At 67.4% G+C, this 15,485-nt stretch carries 17 protein-coding genes; 7 read left to right on the forward strand and 10 right to left on the reverse strand.

The window, feature by feature from the left end; all coding sequences use genetic code 11:
* Position 1 precedes the first annotated feature (1 nt).
* The 3 genes from D5S18_RS03430 to D5S18_RS03440 form a co-directional block, all read right to left on the reverse strand.
* Complete coding sequence (locus tag D5S18_RS03430) at positions 2-865, reverse strand: MlaE family ABC transporter permease (protein WP_439651075.1); 864 nt, start codon at positions 863-865, stop codon at positions 2-4.
* Positions 865-1,719 (reverse strand): MlaE family ABC transporter permease, encoded by an 855-nt coding sequence (locus tag D5S18_RS03435; RefSeq protein ID WP_120037846.1) that lies wholly within the window; start codon positions 1,717-1,719, stop codon positions 865-867. Before D5S18_RS03435 ends, D5S18_RS03430 begins: the two co-directional genes overlap by 1 nt.
* Before the next feature lie 199 nt (positions 1,720-1,918).
* Positions 1,919-3,004, reverse strand: a complete 1,086-nt coding sequence (locus D5S18_RS03440; RefSeq protein ID WP_120037848.1) for a calcium:cation antiporter — start codon at positions 3,002-3,004, stop codon at positions 1,919-1,921.
* Between the two features lie 109 nt (positions 3,005-3,113).
* Between D5S18_RS03440 and D5S18_RS03445 the strand changes: the two genes are divergently transcribed.
* Together D5S18_RS03445 and D5S18_RS03450 are read left to right on the forward strand one after the other, a co-directional pair.
* Positions 3,114-3,449 (forward strand): DUF4377 domain-containing protein, encoded by a 336-nt coding sequence (locus D5S18_RS03445; protein ID WP_158607787.1) that lies wholly within the window; start codon positions 3,114-3,116, stop codon positions 3,447-3,449.
* A gap of 144 nt (positions 3,450-3,593) precedes the next feature.
* Entirely contained in the window at positions 3,594-4,247 is a 654-nt protein-coding gene (locus D5S18_RS03450; RefSeq protein ID WP_239003502.1) for a phosphate signaling complex PhoU family protein, read from the forward strand.
* Here the strand turns inward: D5S18_RS03450 and D5S18_RS03455 are convergent.
* Positions 4,244-5,152: a LysR family transcriptional regulator gene (locus D5S18_RS03455; RefSeq protein WP_120037851.1), complete on the reverse strand. Its 909-nt coding sequence runs from the start codon at positions 5,150-5,152 to the stop codon at positions 4,244-4,246. The genes D5S18_RS03450 and D5S18_RS03455 overlap by 4 nt on opposite strands.
* Before the next feature lie 70 nt (positions 5,153-5,222).
* On the opposite strand from D5S18_RS03455, the gene D5S18_RS03460 reads away from it, so the two are divergent.
* Both D5S18_RS03460 and D5S18_RS03465 read left to right on the forward strand, forming a co-directional pair.
* Complete coding sequence (locus tag D5S18_RS03460; RefSeq protein WP_120037853.1) at positions 5,223-6,332, forward strand: TDT family transporter; 1,110 nt, start codon at positions 5,223-5,225, stop codon at positions 6,330-6,332.
* 128 nt (positions 6,333-6,460) lie between these two features.
* Positions 6,461-7,177 (forward strand): HNH endonuclease family protein, encoded by a 717-nt coding sequence (locus tag D5S18_RS03465; RefSeq protein WP_120037855.1) that lies wholly within the window; start codon positions 6,461-6,463, stop codon positions 7,175-7,177.
* 40 nt (positions 7,178-7,217) lie between these two features.
* Here the strand turns inward: D5S18_RS03465 and D5S18_RS03470 are convergent, their stop codons facing one another.
* The 4 genes from D5S18_RS03470 to D5S18_RS03485 all read right to left on the reverse strand — a co-directional run bounded on the left by D5S18_RS03470 (position 7,218) and on the right by D5S18_RS03485 (position 12,167).
* Complete coding sequence (locus tag D5S18_RS03470) at positions 7,218-8,423, reverse strand: FAD-dependent monooxygenase (RefSeq protein WP_120037857.1); 1,206 nt, start codon at positions 8,421-8,423, stop codon at positions 7,218-7,220.
* Positions 8,424-8,606: 183 nt separating this feature from the next.
* The gene (locus D5S18_RS03475; RefSeq protein ID WP_120037859.1) at positions 8,607-9,260 is read right to left on the reverse strand and encodes a PadR family transcriptional regulator; all 654 of its coding nucleotides are present in this window, start codon (positions 9,258-9,260) and stop codon (positions 8,607-8,609) included.
* A 68-nt stretch (positions 9,261-9,328) separates the two neighbouring features.
* Positions 9,329-11,362 (reverse strand): MDR family MFS transporter, encoded by a 2,034-nt coding sequence (locus tag D5S18_RS03480; RefSeq protein WP_120037861.1) that lies wholly within the window; start codon positions 11,360-11,362, stop codon positions 9,329-9,331.
* Between the two features lie 169 nt (positions 11,363-11,531).
* The gene (locus D5S18_RS03485; RefSeq protein WP_239003503.1) at positions 11,532-12,167 is read right to left on the reverse strand and encodes a TetR/AcrR family transcriptional regulator; all 636 of its coding nucleotides are present in this window, start codon (positions 12,165-12,167) and stop codon (positions 11,532-11,534) included.
* A gap of 132 nt (positions 12,168-12,299) precedes the next feature.
* Here D5S18_RS03485 and D5S18_RS03490 point away from each other — a divergent pair, with 132 nt between their 5' ends.
* The 3 genes from D5S18_RS03490 to D5S18_RS03500 are packed head-to-tail and all read left to right on the forward strand — an operon-like array spanning position 12,300 to position 14,023.
* A complete protein-coding gene (locus D5S18_RS03490; RefSeq protein WP_120037863.1) occupies positions 12,300-13,175 on the forward strand; it encodes an oxidoreductase in 876 nt (291 codons plus the stop codon).
* Positions 13,176-13,226: 51 nt separating this feature from the next.
* Positions 13,227-13,661: a transcriptional regulator gene (locus tag D5S18_RS03495; protein WP_239003504.1), complete on the forward strand. Its 435-nt coding sequence runs from the start codon at positions 13,227-13,229 to the stop codon at positions 13,659-13,661.
* Positions 13,658-14,023 carry a DUF3817 domain-containing protein gene (locus D5S18_RS03500; RefSeq protein WP_203236560.1) on the forward strand — a complete coding sequence of 122 codons (366 nt, stop codon included), beginning with the start codon at positions 13,658-13,660 and terminating at the stop codon, positions 14,021-14,023. The genes D5S18_RS03495 and D5S18_RS03500 overlap by 4 nt, the downstream gene beginning before the upstream one ends.
* Before the next feature lie 61 nt (positions 14,024-14,084).
* On the opposite strand, the gene D5S18_RS03505 is transcribed toward D5S18_RS03500, so the two are convergent.
* Positions 14,085-14,687: a non-canonical purine NTP pyrophosphatase gene (locus tag D5S18_RS03505; protein ID WP_120037865.1), complete on the reverse strand. Its 603-nt coding sequence runs from the start codon at positions 14,685-14,687 to the stop codon at positions 14,085-14,087.
* Entirely contained in the window at positions 14,687-15,457 is a 771-nt protein-coding gene (gene rph, locus D5S18_RS03510; protein WP_120037989.1) for a ribonuclease PH, read from the reverse strand. The genes D5S18_RS03505 and rph overlap by 1 nt, the downstream gene beginning before the upstream one ends.
* Positions 15,458-15,485: the final 28 nt, after the last annotated feature.

Consider the following 15,485-nt stretch of genomic DNA (forward strand, 5'->3'; position numbering starts at 1 on the left):
GCTACCCCGTGAAACTGATTGCCGCGTTGAAGCCCCACAGGGCGATGGACAGCACCATATCGATGGCGATGATGGCGACGAAGCTGGTGCGCACCGCGCGCCCCGAGGCGATACCGACGCCCTCGGGACCGCCGGTGGCGAAGAACCCGTAATAGCTGTGCACGAGGATGACGACGGTGCCGAAGATGGCCACCTTGATCACCGACGCCACCACGTCGAAGCTGGTGACGAACTGGAAGAAGTAGTGGTCGTAGACGCCCGCCGACTGCGCGTGCACCAGCGTGATCAGCCCGCGACATGCCGCGTAGCTGAGGATCAGCGCGATGAGGAAGGTCGGCACGATGGCCAGCGCCCCCGCCACCACCCTGGTGGTCACCACGAACGGCACCGAGCGCAGGCCCAGTGCCTCGATGGCGTCGATCTCCTCGGAGATGCGCATGGAGCCGATCTCGGCGGTGATCCGGCAGCCCGCCTGGGCGGCGAAGCCCACGGCCGCCGCGATCGGCGCGAGTTCGCGCGTGGTCGCGTAGGCGGAGACGATGCCGGTGACCGGCCCCATGCCGAGCATGCTCAGGGTGGCGAAGGACTCCACCGCCACCGACGCGCCCATCACCAGACCGAGCACGATCATCATCGGCACCGTGCCGCCGCCGACCACCACCGAGCCGCGACCCCAGGTCATATCGGTGATGGCGCGCATCGTCTCGGCGCGATACCGCTCGAGCGTCAACGGGATCGCCGCGAGCACCTGCCAGACGAACAGCGCGACGAATCCGAACGCCTCGACGGCGCGCACCACCCGGCTGCCCCGCTGGAAATAGCGGCGAATCCAGTGAAACCCCTTGGGGGCGTACGAGGTCGCCATCAGGCCAGCCTGGTGGGCAGGAACATGGCGGTGATCTGCGTGGCGACCAGATTGACCACGACGATCGAGACCACCGAGAGCACCACCGCCGCGTTCACCGCGTCGGCCACCCCGCGCGGACCGCCCTTGGCCTCCAACCCGCGCTGGCAGGCGATGACCACCACCAGGAATCCGAAGACCAGCGCCTTCAGCAGCGACACCCACACATCGGCGGTGGTGGTGAACGAACCGAAAGTCGCCCAGTAGCTACCGGGTGTCACCCCTTGCCCACCGATCGCCACGAGATAACCCGCCAGCACGCCGACAAAGATGACGAGCACATTGAGCAGCGGCGCGATGAGCAGCATGGCCGCCATGCGCGGGATGACCAGCCGGTGCACCGGGCTGATGCCCATGGTGTTGAGCGCGTCGATCTCCTCGCGAATGGTGCGCGCGCCCAGGTCGGCGGCGATGGCCGCCGCGCCCGCACCGCCGAGCAGGAAGCCGGTGGCCATGGGCGCGCCCTGTTTGATCACGCCGAGTCCGCCGGTGGCGCCGAGCAGCGAATCCGCGCCCAGTGTGTGGATCAGGTTGCCCACCTGGACCGAGACGATCACGCCGAACGGGATGGCCATCAGAATCGCGGGGACGGTGGTGACCGTGACCAGCCGCCATGCCTGCAACAGCGCCTCGCGCCATTGGAATTTCCCGCGCACGATATCGGCGATACCGCCCGTGAGGGCCTCCTGCGCCAATCCGACCGCGCGCCCGAAGGTGCGCAGCGAGGAGACGGCGGTATCGGAGAAGTTCTTGCGGACCACATCCACCGCGGTCGGTGCGCCGACCCGCTCCGGAGCCTGCGTCCCGCTGCTCATCGACCAAATCCCTGTGCCGTGCCGAGGGCACGCGCTGTGTCGAAAATCATCACGCACTCTCCGAATCCGGCAGCACTGCCTGTTTTCGCCAAGCTAACGGTTACCGACAGTCACGACAAAATCGGCCAGACGTGATGCTGGCCACAGAAATACCGGATCGATCATGCGAACTCGTCATACGTGAGGTGCATCACGACGACTACGGACTTGCGGCGAGGAACACAAATGCCGAGAACACCGCCAGATGCACCCCGCCTTGCAACAAAGTGGCGCGCCCCGGCACGACGGTGAGCACACCGACCACAACTGTCAGGGCGAGAAGCACCATCTGCGTCGCACCGAGCCCCAACACCAGCGGACCCTTTAGCCAAATAGTTGCCAGCGCGATGGACGGGATGGTCAGACCGATGCTGGCCATAGCCGAACCCAGCGCCAGATTCAAGCTGATCTGCACCTGATCGCGTCGCGCCGCGCGCACTGCCGCCAGCGTCTCCGGCAGCAACACCAGCAGCGCGATCACCACACCGACCGCCGAATGCGGCAGGCCGGCCGACGCGATCCCGGATTCGATACTCGGCGAAAGGGTTTTGGCCAAGCCGACCACCGATACCAACGCCACCAGCAGCAGTCCGAGACTGCGCAGCGCCTCGCGGGTGGTCGGCGGCGCGGCGGGCTCGTCGGCCTGCGCGCCCGCCTCCTCGACCGGGAGGAAGTCGTCAGGGTGACGCACCGTCTGCACCATGACGAACAGACCGTAGAGCGCCAGCGAGCAGACGCCGGCGAAAGCCAACTGCCCGCTGGTGAACTCCGGTCCCGGCTTGGTCGTGGTGAAGGTCGGCAGCACCAGACACAGCGTGGCCAACGTGGCGACGGTGGCCAGCGCCGCACCCGTCCCCTCGGCATTGAAGAACGCCACCCGCCGCCGCAGCGCCCCGACCAGCAGCGAAAGCCCGAAGATCCCATTGCAGGTGATCATGACCGCCGCGAAGACGGTGTCACGTGCCAACGTCTCCGACCCCTCCCCGCCGGAGATCATCAGCGTCACGATGAGCCCCACCTCGATCACGGTCACCGCGACGGCCAGCACCAGCGCCCCCAGCGGCTCGCCGACCCGGTGCGCCACCACCTCGGCGTGATAGACCGCCGCCAGCACGGCACCGACCAGCGCCAACCCCACGACGGCCCCGACAACCCCTGGCAAACTCCGCCCCCAAGTCGCCGCGAGCGCGACAACGGCCAAGATCGGCACGACGGCGGTCCAGTGGGCTGTCAACGTCCTGATCATGTCTCCATCGTGTCAGCAAACCCGGAGCTCACCCGATCCAGACCCGCGGCGCGTCGGGAGAGCGGTCGATTCGCGTCCGAACTCGGAGCGGAGAACTATGCTGCGTGTCATGCGATCCGGCCGTTATGCGCTGCCGGTGGCGAGTATCGCGCTCGCCACACTGGTCGGCGGATGCTCGCACCCCGCGCCCGCCGAGCGGGCCACTGCCCCAACGTCTTCGGCGGTATCGCAGGCGGGCATCGACCTATGGGTCGGGCCGCGGCCCTGCGCGGACGAACCGACTTGCCTTCAGGTCAAACAAAATCCGGACAGCACCTGGGAACCGCTGCGCGAAGGCATCGCCGGATTCACCTACCAGCCGGGCTTCGTCTATCAGCTGAAGGTGGCGGCCGCGGCAGCGGGCTGGCGGCTCATCGCGATCGTGCGACGTGATCCGGCCGACTGAACAGCACGACCGGTATGCGGCGAAACGCATTTCACATCACGGGGCAATATCGAATCAGTGCCGGGAACGCGAACGCCACACATCTACGGCGAACATCTCACGATAGATCGACCGACACCCGGCGCATAGGCGAGAATCTGCCGGGTGCGGACTCAGTTCACTCGCGAGCTCATCGCGTTGACCGATGATTTGACGCGGATGTGTCGGCTCGCCCACGATGCCGCGGACCGCGTCACCGACGCGCTCGTCGACGCCGACCTCGCCGCCACCTACGAGGTCTTCGCCCTGGACGAGCAGCTACAGAAGATGTACGGGGCGTGCGAGGCGCGCACCGTGGTGCTGCTGGCGCTACAGGCGCCGGTGGCCAGGGATCTGCGGCACGTGGTCACCGCCATCCAGATCGCGGGCGAACTGTCGCGAATCGGCACGCTGATCAGCGGGGTCGCCGATCAGGTCTACCGCTCCCATCCGGGTCACGTTGCCCCGCAATCGATCATGAACCTGCTGGCCGCGATGTGCGGGCTCGCCGCCCGACGCACGGCCGCGGCGGCCGAGTCGGTGGCCATGGGTCGCCACCGCGCCGACACCGACTCCGCCTCGCACGCGATGCGGGACCTGCGCATCCGGTTGCGCACCGCACTCGACAACGGCACCGAGACCACTCCCGCGGCCATCGATCTCGCGCTGCTCGGCGGTCACCTGGAGCGCTGCATCGACCACACCGACCGCATCGATCGCCTGATTCGCTTCCTGGACACCGGAATTCCGCCCACCGCGCAGGAACCCGAGCGGTCCTAAGCCGCGCGTCGAGCGATGTCGTAGAGGGCGCGCGCCGCGCCCGTCGGCCGCCGACCGGTGGGCCACACCGCGCGCAAGGTGCGTTCCAGGTCCAGATCGGTGACGGTGGGTGAGATCAGGGTGCCCGAGGCGACCTCGACGGCCACCGCGAGCGAACTCAACACCGCCGCACCGGCTCCCGAGGCAACCGCGGTCTTGATCGCCGTGGTCGAGGACAACTCCAGTGCCACCCGCGGCCGCCAGTCCGGATCGCGCCGGGATACCGCGTGCTCGAACCAGGTTCGGGTGCCCGAATCCGGTTCTCGTTGAATGAGCGCGGTTTCGGCGAGCTCGGTGCCGGAAACCGTTCCCCGGCGCGCCCATTCGTGCTGCGGTGCAACCACAACCACCAACCGATCGCGCGCCACCGGATGACTCTCCAAACCGCGAAAGCCGCGCGGACCCTCGATGAATCCGATATCGGCGTGCCCCGCCAGCACCTGTTCGGCCACATGCACCGAATTCCCGGATTCGAGCGCGATGGCGGTTTCCGGCGCGGAGATCCGCAGCGTCATCAGCCAACCCGGAAACAGGTATTCGGCGACGGTCTGGCTGGCGGCCACCCGCAGGTGCGAGCGGCGTTCGGCCCGCAGCGCATCGATCCCCGCGTCCAGGTGCGCGGCGGCGTCCACCACCGCACGCGCCCATTCGGCGATGAGCGAACCGGCGGCGGTGGGCCGCGAACCCAGCGCGCTGCGCTCCAGCACCGGTACGCCGACGAGTTGCTCGAGATAGCGGATGCGGGAGGAGGCCGAGGGCTGAGAGATGCCGTGGGCGCGGGCCGCGCGGCCGAGGCTGCCCAGTTCCAGCACCGACAGCAGCAGATCGAGCGCCGCCAGGTCGGGTACGCGCGGCGATAGAGGCATAGAACGAGTCTATGCATACATAGAAAACCGACCGCTACCCACCGATCGGACCGGCCACGACGCTGGAGTCATGACCGCCACCCTGACCCGCCCCGCCGCGCCACCGGTTCGGGAACGGACGCAGCCGCTGCGTCACCTCGGTCCCAACTGGTTCGCGGCGGTCATGGGCACCGGCATCGTGGCCAACGCGGCGGCCGGACTCCCGGTGCGGTTTCCGGGGCTGCGCGGCGCGGCCCTCGTGGTCTGGGTGTTCGCCGCGATATTGCTGGTCGTCCTCACGGTGGCCTGGGTCGTGCAGTGGGTGCGCTATCCCGAGACCGCGCGCGAACATCGCGGTCACCCGGTGATGGCGCACTTCTTCGGCGCGCCGCCGATGGCGATGCTCACTGTCGGCGCGGGCGCGCTGCTGCTCGGCCGCGACCTCATCGGCTTGGACGCGGCCCTCGCCGTGGACTGGGTGCTGTGGTCGGCGGGCACCGCACTGGGTCTGCTCGCCGCCTTCGCCGTGCCCCTACGCATGTTCACCGGGCAGCCGAGCAAACCGGACGCGGCGTTCGGGGGCTGGCTCATGCCGGTGGTGCCCCCGATGGTCTCGGCGGCCATGGGCGCGCTGCTGGTGCCGCACACCCCCGCCGGACAGTGGCGGCTGACGCTGATCCTGCTCTGTCTGGCCATGTTCGGTGTGAGCCTGATCGCGGCCCTGGTCACCACCACCCTCATCTGGTCGCGGCTGATCCACTTCGGCCCGCCGCCCGCGGGAATGGCGCCGACGCTGTGGATCGTGCTCGGCCCGCTCGGTCAATCCATCACCGCCGCCGGGCTGCTCGCCACCGCCGCGCCCGCCGCGCTGCCCCCGCTGTATGCCAAGGGATTGGATGTCTTCTCGGTCATCTATGGCATCGCCGCCTGGGGTTTCGCCGTGCTGTGGCTGACCATCGCCGCCGCCGTCACGATAAAGGCCGCGCGCGCAGGGCAATTGGCCTTCAACATGACGTGGTGGGGTTTCACCTTCCCGGTGGGCACCTGTATCACCGGCAGCACGGTGCTCTACGCCCACACCGGCGCTTACCTTTTCGGTGGGGCGGCCGTCGTCCTGTATCTGCTGCTGTTCCTCGCCTGGCTCACCGTCGGCGCCCGCACGGTGCGCGGCATCGTCACCGGCTCGCTGTTCGGCCGCTGATCCACCCGGCGGTTCCCACCCGCCGCACCACTGTGTGCCGAATGTCATACGCGGCAATGACTTCACCGCCCCGCGCCACCCGGTACCTTGACGCCCTGTTCGATTCGCAGGCAAGGGTAGGCATTTCGATGAAGGTAGCGCCACGACGGCTCACGGTGCTCGGCGTGGTTCTCGCCGTGATCTTCGCCGCCGCGTACATCTATATCCGTGCGACACACTCGGATTCGAGTGCTTCGAGTTCGCAGTCCGGCCCCCCGGCGGCCGCACCCATTCCGGCCAAGCAGGCGCTGACCATGCTCAACGCGCTGAAGGTGGCCGACCGCGCCCCCAAAACCGGTTACAGCCGTGACCAATTCGGTCCGGCCTGGTCCGACGACGTATCCGTCGCGGGCGGCCACAACAACTGCGACACCCGCAACGACATCCTGACCAGGGATATGGTCGACCTGTCCTACAAGGACACCAAGAAGTGCATGGTCGACGCGGGCACCCTGCACGATGTCTACACCGGCAGGACCATCAAATTCGAGCGCGGCACCCGCACCTCCACCGATGTCCAGATCGACCACATCGTGGCGCTGTCCAATGCCTGGCAGACCGGCGCGCAGAAGCTGTCCGAGGACCGCCGCCGCGACCTGGCCAACGATCCGATCAACCTGCAGGCCGTCGACGGCCCCACCAACCAGGCCAAGAGCGATTCCGACGCCAACGACTGGCTGCCGCCCAACAAGGGCTACCGCTGCGCCTACGTCACCCGGCAGATCCAGGTGAAGACCACTTACTCGCTATGGGTCACCAAGGACGAAAAAGACGCCATGACACGGGAACTCACCTCCTGCCCGTAGCCGTTGCCGGCCCGCCGCGACCGGCGGGCCGGAATCCGGCTCAGGCTCGGGCCAATTCGCGCTGCACCGGCGCGGACCAGTCGATCCGGTAGCGCTGCTCGAAGTCGATGACCTTCTCGAAATTCATCAGCCTGGTGAACAGCGGCATGAGCACCGGCATCAATTTCTTGCCGACGGGACCGGGAGTCTTGCGGTGGTTGATCTTCGCCCCGCGCGCGGTGATGCGCTGCACCCGCTTGCGGCGCAGTCCCTCGTAGGCCGCGAAGGCCGCCGCCGGATCATCCAGATCCCGCAGGCAGCGTGCCAATTGGATCGAAGACTCGATCGCCTGCGATGCGCCCTGGCCGGTGCTGTTGGACGGACAGTGCACCGCATCGCCCACCAGCACCATGCGACCGCGATACCAGTGCGGGACCGACGGCATGATGTGCAGCGCGCCGACCATCTCCAGATCGGCCTCGGTCGTCGCGCGGGCCAGAATGCCACCGGGATGGTCGGCGCCGTAAGTCTCCCGGATGACCCGCAGCCAGTGCGCGGAACCGGCCTCCTTGGATTCGTTGAGCGAAAGATACTGCGCGCTGGGCAGATTGACACCCCACAGGACCTTGCCGTCGCCGACCGACCCGTAGAGGTAGTAGGCATTGCCGCCGAAGGCGAAGTACATGGTGTCCGGCGGCAGATCCAGTTCCGGCGCGTCGAGCAGCGCGCCGAAGCCGAGCATGCCGGTGTACTCGGCCTCGGGCGCGCGCGGGTCGATGAGCTTGCGCACCGTCGAGCGGATACCGTCCGCGCCGATGAGGATATCCGCGCTCGCACTGGCGCCATCGGCGAAATGCGCGGTGATCCCGGCGCCGTGCTCGTCCACGCCGACCAGTTTCCTGCGGTACTCGAAGGACACGCCCGCCGCGACGGCACGATCGTGCAGCACCCGATACAGGTCGGCCCGCTGGAGGAGTTGCCGCGGCTCCAGATCGGGCGCAGCGGGCATCGCGATGCTGCGCGCCCCGATCGTCATGTAGGAGTGGCGAATCGGGACAGACACCGCGCGGACCGCCGCCCCCGCGTCGATGATGTCCAGGGCCGCGACACCATTCGGCTCCAATGCCAAGGTGTTGCCGCGCCCGAAAGCCGGTCCCGGATAGGCTTCGTAGACTCGAGCTTCGATACCGGCTTTGCGCAGTGCGATCGCGGTGACCGGGCCTGCGATGCCGCCACCGATGACGAGGGCGGTTCTGACTGTGGACATGGGTGATTCCCCTCGGTTCGTAGATTCAACCCCAAACCTGTCTCGTACGAACCACCCGGTTATTCTGTGGTTGCCAGCCTTGTTTCCGGGTGCGCGCACGCGGTTCGAGACGGTTGCTGCGGGCTCGGCGGCGGTGTTGCCGCACTGTCGCCGGGTCCGTATTTCTGAAGGCCTCTCTTGGGCCTACTCTTGCACCCCCACCCCCTTTTCAATCTGGTGTGCGACTTCGGCCAGGTCCAGTCCCTCGGCGTGGATGCGCCGCCAGAACTCGACATCGGGAAAGGTGCCGTCCGCCAATTCGGTGCGCAGCGACTGCGCCCACTGGGCCTCCGCCGTCAGCATGGCGATCCGATATTCGGATTCCAGGAGCAACAACCGGGGCAGCGACCGTCGCAGGAGCGTATCGATCTCGCGCCTGCCCGCCGCCACTCGCTCACGAAGCGTCGCGACGCGCCGATCGAGCAACTCGACCACCTCATCGGGCGCCAGCGTCGCGACAATGGAAAGGCCCGCGACGAACCGGCTGCTCTCCGGCTCCGGGTTGGCGAGCAATTCCCTTGTCCAGTCGAAGAGTTCGGCGCGACCCGCCTCGGTGATCCGGTAGATCGTCCGTTCCGGCCGCGCCCCATCGCGCTCGCTGCCGACCACCTCGAGGAAGCCCGCCTTCTCCAGGTTCTGCACCACGGTGTACAGCGATCCCCATTTGATATCGAGATCGGCTTCCTTGCCGCGCTGTTTGAGTTTGGATGCGACCTCGTAGCGGTGCATGGGCTTTTCGAGGAGGGTCGCGAGCACCGCCAGGGCGGTCAGATTGTTGACCTTGCGCTTCTTGGTCATGCGCACCTCCTTTACTCGTCTACGAATATACGTTGACGAGTATTCGGGCGCAAGTATCCAGATCGGGCCTAGACGCGCACCGGCTCGCGCTCCTCGGTCTCCTCATCGAGGAGCTTCCCGGCGATATTGTCCAGCGCCTGATCCAGCAGACTCCGATCCGCGGGATCGGTGAGATCCCAGTCGTCGAGCCGCTCGTCGAGCCAACGCCGCCATGCCGCGTGCATCCGATCCACCTCGGCCCGACCGGATTCGGTGAGCACCAGCCGATCGTCCTCGCGCGCGACGTACCCCGCGTCGACCACCGAGTCGTAGACCGGTGCGATGACCTCGCCGGGCACCTTGTGCGCGCTCGCGATCCCGGCCACGGTGGCCGCCCCGCGAATCCTGTTGTGCAGGTATACCTGTCCGAGCGCCCACCCCTCGCCGTGGCTGAGCGCGGATCCGGCCGACTCCAGAATCCGCGGCGCGATCGGCCCCTCGTCGCGCGCGCGGCGCATCGTCGAGGCGATGGCACACTCCAACAGCACCACCCGATCCGGCGAGTTCGGCACCGAGAACCCGTCTCCCACATCGCCTGCCGCCGACCGTGTGCTGTCGCGCAGCGGCACCTGTTTGAGGAACCAGGCGACCACGAACCCGAGCAGCGCCACCGGCACCACCCACTGGAAGACGTGATTGATGGTGGTGGCGTAGGCGTCGATGATGGGATTGGCCAGCTGCGACGGAAGTTCCCGCAGCAGTTGCGGATTCGCGGCCGTGGCGGGCGGCACCACCTTCACCTCCAGCAGCGCCTCGGTCAGATTGGGTTTGAGCTGATTGCTGTAGAGCGTGCCGAAAATCGCGGTGCCGAACGTACTTCCGAGCGTACGGAAGAAGGTGACGCCCGAGGTGGCGGTGCCGAGTTGGGCATAGGGCACGGTGTTCTGCACGACGATCGTCAGCACCTGCATGGTCAAGCCGATACCCAGACCGAGAATCAGCATGTACAGCGATTCCAGCCAGAATCCCGTCGTGCGCCCCATGGTCGACATCAGATAGAGGCCCACCGCCATCACCGCGGTCCCCGCGACCGGAAAGTATTTGTAGCGCCCCGTGGATCCGACTATCTGCCCGGACAGGATCGAGGTGGTGAACAGCCCAACCACCAGCGGCAGCGTGCGCACCCCCGACGCGGTGGCCGAAACCCCGTCCACGTATTGCAGATAAGCGGGCAGATAGGTCATCGCGCCGAGCATGGCGAAGCCGACGATGAAACTCAGGATCGAGCAGACGGTGAACACATTGCTGCGGAACAACCCCATCGGCAGCATGGGTTCCTCGGCCCGCAGCTCCACCGCCACGAAGGCCGCGAACAACACCACAGCGGCCACGAAGAGCCCGATGATGGTGGCCGAACCCCACGGATACTCCTGGCCGCCCCATTCCAGCGCCAGGATCAGGCAGGTGGTGGCGATGGCGACCAGCGCGATTCCGGCGTAGTCGATGATCGGCCGGATGGTGGAGCGCACCGACGGAATGGCGCGCGCCGCGATGACGATCATGACGACCGCCAGCGGCACATTGACGTAGAAGCACCAGCGCCAACTCGCGTGATCGGTGAACAGTCCGCCCAGCGTCGGACCGATCACCGTGGTCACGCCGAAGACCGAACCGAGCGCGCCGGTGTAGCGGCCGCGCTCGCGCATCGGGATGACATCGGCGATGAGCGCCATCGAAGTGACCATGAGTCCGCCACCGCCGAAACCCTGGATGGCGCGGGCCACCACCAGCAGCGTCATCCCGTGCGCGAGTCCGGCGATCATCGAGCCGACGATGAAGATCACGCCGCTGAGCTGGAAGACCAGTTTGCGGCCGAACAGGTCGCCGAATTTGCCCGCCAGCGCGGTCGCGATGGCCTCGGCGAGCAGGTAGGAGGTGACCACCCAGGCCATATGCCCGGCCTCGCCGAGATCGGCGACGATGGTCGGCAGTGCCGTGGACACGATCGTCTGATCGAGCGCGGCCATCAGCATGCCCAGGGCGACGGTGAGGAAAACGATGTTGATCCTGGCCCGGCTCAGTGGCTCGGCAACCTTGTCGGCAACAGCGACGGCACTGGTCATCGCCCCAGTATGGGCCGTTGACCGCGTTCGCACCCGCCAGCGACACGGCGATCCGGTGCCCGCGTAGGGATATTGGCAATTTTGCAGCAACGAAAGCTCCGGAACACCCGGCGCGTCCCGGAGGCGGCGCGCGGGTGAACGCCGCGCGCCGAGCGAATGCGGCTCGCCCCTAGGAGAATTCGATCAGCGTCAGCGCGACCGGAACCAAGAGGTTCACCAGTTCCTCGATCGGCGGATGCGGATCGGCGACCAGCCACTCGTAGGCCAGCCCATTCGTGACGCCGATGAAGGCGCTTGTGGCCCATATAGTTCCGCCGCGCAGCCGACAGTTCGGCGCTATCGCGGGCAGCACGATCGTCTCCAATACCGCACCCCAGGCGCGTCTGCGCTCCCTGCGGTGGCGCTCCATCCGCTCGCTCACCCCGACCACCTCCACGAAGGCGAGCTTGGCGCGATGCGGATCCGACCCCATCGAGGACAGGAAGGCGGCGAACAGTTCGATGAGGGTGGTGCGCAGGTCCGGACCGGGTTCGAGCCTGGTCAGCGCGGTGTAGATGGCGGCGACGGCCTCGTCCTGGACGCGATCGTAGGCGGCGACGAGCACATCCTCGCGGGTGCGGAACTCCTCGTAGAACTGACGTTTGGACAGTCCGGCCGCGGCGCACACATCGGCGAGCGAGCATGCGGCGTAACCGCGTTCGGCGAAGATCCGGGTCGCCGCCGCCAGGAAGCGCAACCGGCGTTCGGCCTTGCGCTCGACCACGGCGCGTCCGCCATACTGCCTGCCCACGATCGTCACACGCATCACGGTATCGGAGTACCGGCGAGTTACCCCCCAGCGATTGCGATCCCGATCTCATCCGACGCCGGATGTGCGGGGAGTCATGGGCGGCGGCCGCGCTTTCGCTCGAACTTACTCAAGAGTAAGGTTGGGCGCATGGCGTGGAATCCAGCAGAAATCCCGGACCAGACCGGGCGCACCTATGTCATCACCGGCGCGAACGGCGGTCTGGGCACGGTGACCACCGAGATCCTGGCGGGCAAGGGCGCGACCGTGATCATGGCCTGCCGCAATACGAATAAAGCACAGCAGGTCGCCGACGGTATCGCGGGGGATGTCCGGGTCGCGGGCCTGGACCTGGCCGACCTGTCCTCGGTGCGCGAATTCGCCGAGAAGACCACCGATTTCGACGTACTGATCAACAATGCGGGCCTCATGTACGTTCCGTTCTCCCGCACCAAGGACGGCTTCGAAACCCAGTGGGGCGTCAACCATCTCGGCCACTTCGCACTCACCGGGCTGCTGTTGGACAAGATCCGGGACCGAGTGGTCACCCTGGCCAGCATCGCCCACAAGCAGACACCCCGATTCCGCATCGATGACCTCAACTACGAGCAGCGGCGCTATCAGCGCAATCTGGCCTACGCGCAATCCAAACTGTCCAATCTCATGTTCGCGCGCGAACTCCAGCGTCGACTCGACGAAGCCGGATCGACCAAGCGCTCCTACGCGGTCCATCCCGGCGTCTCCCCCACCGACCTGTTCGCCAAGACCGAGACGCCATTGGACTGGGTCAGCAAGCCGTTCATCGCGCTGATCGGACACTCCCCCGCCAAGGCCGCGCACTCCACGCTGTTCGCCGCCGCCATGCCCGATCCGGACCCACACACCTATTGGGGTCCGACCTGGCTGTTCGGAAGTCAGGGGCCGGTCAAAGCCTCGCCCTCGAACAAGCGGTCCAAGAATCAAGACCTGTGGCGCGGACTCTGGGAGATCTCGGAGACCATGACCGGGATCACCTACCGGTTCTGAGCACGGGCCTGACCCTACGGGCCGTGTAGTAGACGGGGTACCGTGGTAGTCGTGTCCGCGTCGCCCCGCCATAATCGCCCGGCCCTGATCGCGCTGGTCATGGTGGCCGCGCCGGCCTGCCTCGGGCTCGGCTGGTGGCAGTGGGAGCGCTTCGAATCCGCCAGCGGCACCGGACAGAACCTGGGCTACGCCCTGCAGTGGCCGCTGTTCGCGGCCTTCGCGGTCTTCGCGTACTTCCGGTTCGTCCGGTTGGAGACCGAAGCGACCGAGGATCAACCCGCCCCGCAGGCACGGCGCGCGAAAACCGCCGCGCCGCACGAAATTCCGGCGGGCATCCTGCCCGAACGTCCGAGCGCGACGCGCGAGCAGGATCCGGTGCTCGCCGAGTACAACCGCTACCTGGCCGAACTACATGCCGCCGATATCGACGAGAAGGTTCGCGCGGCGGGCCTCGATACCGGCACCACCGAGAGGAGCGCGGGTTGACCACTAGCGAGAACCCGACCGAGACCGCCGCACCGGCCCGCCCGACGGCCGACCGCGCCAAGATCGCGGGCGCACTGCTGCGCTACCGGGTGATGGCCTGGGCCACCGGCCTGTGGCTGCTGCTGCTCACGGTCGAGATCATCGCCAAGTACGGCTTCGGCGTGCACACTCCCAGTTGGATCGCGGTGGTGCACGGCTGGGTCTACTTCGTCTACCTGTTCACCGCCGCCGATCTGGGACTGAAGGTGCGTTGGCCCTACCCCCGCCTCATCGGCACCCTGCTGGCGGGCACCATCCCGCTGCTGTCGTTCTTCATCGAGCACCGCAACGCCCAGCAGGTCAAGCGGGATTTCCAGCTCTAAGCGCACCTCCGCCTCCGCTCCGGCCATGCGCGGATCTACCGGCGGCTTCGCCGGCAGCGCCCTACGTCAAGTCGCCCAGGGCGGGCAGCAGCAGGCGCAGGGCGCGGCCGCGATGGGAGGCCGCGTCCTTGTCCTGCGGGGTCAACTGGGCCGCGCTGAGCGCACCGCCGTCGGGGAAGAACAGCGGGTCGTAGCCGAATCCGCCCTCCCCCACCGGTTTCCGACCGATGACACCCGGCCACTCGCCGCGCACCACGACCGCCGCCGCACCCGGCGCCACCAGCGCGCAGGCGGAGACGAAGCGCGCGCCCCGACGCTCGTCCGGCACATCACCGAGCTGCCCCAGCAGCAGCGCGTTGTTCGCGCCGTCATCGCCGTGGCGGCCCGACCAGCGCGCCGAGAGCACACCGGGCATACCGTTCAGCGCGTCCACCTCGAGGCCGGAATCGTCGGCGACACAGGGCAATCCGGTGGCCGCCGCACCATCGCGGGCCTTGGCCAGCGCATTCTCCTCGAAGGTCGCGCCGGTCTCGGGGGCCTCGTCGTAGGCGGGCACATCGGCCAGGCCGACGATCTCGATCCCCGAAACCCCTGCCTCGTCCAGAATGCGGCGCAGTTCCTTCAGCTTCTTCGCATTGCGACTCGCGACGAGAACCCGCGCCATCACTTGCGCTTCGACTCGGCCGGATCCGGCAGCACACCCGGATAGGGCAGCGCCAGCGCCGCCTTCTGCACCTCGAACAGGCGCTCGCAGCCCGCCAACGCGGAATCGAGCAGCTTGTCCAGGGTGGAGCGCGGGAAGGTCGCACCCTCGCCGGTGCCCTGGATCTCGACCAGGGTTCCGGTGTCGGTGGCCACCACATTCATATCGACCTCGGCGCGCGAATCCTCTTCGTACGGTAGGTCGAGGCGGACCCGGCCGTCGACCACGCCGACGCTCACCGCGGCGATGGCGCACGAAATCGGTTGCGGGTCGGCCAGTCCACCGGCCGCCCCGAGATAGGTGACCGCATCGGCCAGCGCCACATAGGCCCCGGTGATGGCGGCCGTCCTGGTGCCGCCGTCGGCCTGCAGCACATCGCAGTCGATGGCGATGGTGTTCTCGCCGATCGCGGCCAGGTCGATGCAGGCGCGCAGCGAACGACCCACCAACCGGCTGATCTCCTGGGTGCGACCGCCGACCCTGCCTTTCACCGACTCCCGACCGCTGCGGGTATGGGTCGCGGCGGGCAGCATGGCGTATTCGGCGGTGAGCCAGCCCAATCCGGAATCGCGCCGCCACGGCGGCACCCCCTCGGTGACACTGGCGGTGCACATCACCCTGGTCTGACCGAATTCCACCAGCACGGAGCCTGCGGGATGGGTGGTGAATCCCCTGGTGACTCGGACCTCGCGGAGCTCATCGTCCGCCCTGCCATCGGCTCGTCTCGACACGGCCACAGCCTATGGCACCCGATCGCGG

This window comes from Nocardia panacis, from assembly GCF_003598715.1.
GTDB lineage: Bacteria > Actinomycetota > Actinomycetes > Mycobacteriales > Mycobacteriaceae > Nocardia > Nocardia panacis.

Excerpts from the sequence above, each read along its gene's own strand:
- D5S18_RS03465 (WP_120037855.1), top strand. The coding sequence starts at position 6,461 with ATGAAGGTAGCGCCACGACGGCTCACGGTGCTCGGCGTGGTTCTCGCC.
- D5S18_RS03485 (WP_239003503.1), bottom strand. The coding sequence starts at position 12,167 with ATGCGTGTGACGATCGTGGGCAGGCAGTATGGCGGACGCGCCGTGGTC.
- D5S18_RS03475 (WP_120037859.1), bottom strand. The coding sequence starts at position 9,260 with ATGACCAAGAAGCGCAAGGTCAACAATCTGACCGCCCTGGCGGTGCTC.
- D5S18_RS03440 (WP_120037848.1), bottom strand. The coding sequence starts at position 3,004 with ATGATCAGGACGTTGACAGCCCACTGGACCGCCGTCGTGCCGATCTTG.
- D5S18_RS03460 (WP_120037853.1), top strand. The coding sequence starts at position 5,223 with ATGACCGCCACCCTGACCCGCCCCGCCGCGCCACCGGTTCGGGAACGG.
- D5S18_RS03505 (WP_120037865.1), bottom strand. The coding sequence starts at position 14,687 with ATGGCGCGGGTTCTCGTCGCGAGTCGCAATGCGAAGAAGCTGAAGGAA.
- D5S18_RS03490 (WP_120037863.1), top strand. The coding sequence starts at position 12,300 with ATGGCGTGGAATCCAGCAGAAATCCCGGACCAGACCGGGCGCACCTAT.
- D5S18_RS03445 (WP_158607787.1), top strand. The coding sequence starts at position 3,114 with ATGCGATCCGGCCGTTATGCGCTGCCGGTGGCGAGTATCGCGCTCGCC.
- D5S18_RS03430 (WP_439651075.1), bottom strand. The coding sequence starts at position 865 with ATGGCGACCTCGTACGCCCCCAAGGGGTTTCACTGGATTCGCCGCTAT.
- D5S18_RS03455 (WP_120037851.1), bottom strand. The coding sequence starts at position 5,152 with ATGCCTCTATCGCCGCGCGTACCCGACCTGGCGGCGCTCGATCTGCTG.
- D5S18_RS03435 (WP_120037846.1), bottom strand. The coding sequence starts at position 1,719 with ATGAGCAGCGGGACGCAGGCTCCGGAGCGGGTCGGCGCACCGACCGCG.
- D5S18_RS03470 (WP_120037857.1), bottom strand. The coding sequence starts at position 8,423 with ATGTCCACAGTCAGAACCGCCCTCGTCATCGGTGGCGGCATCGCAGGC.
- D5S18_RS03480 (WP_120037861.1), bottom strand. The coding sequence starts at position 11,362 with ATGACCAGTGCCGTCGCTGTTGCCGACAAGGTTGCCGAGCCACTGAGC.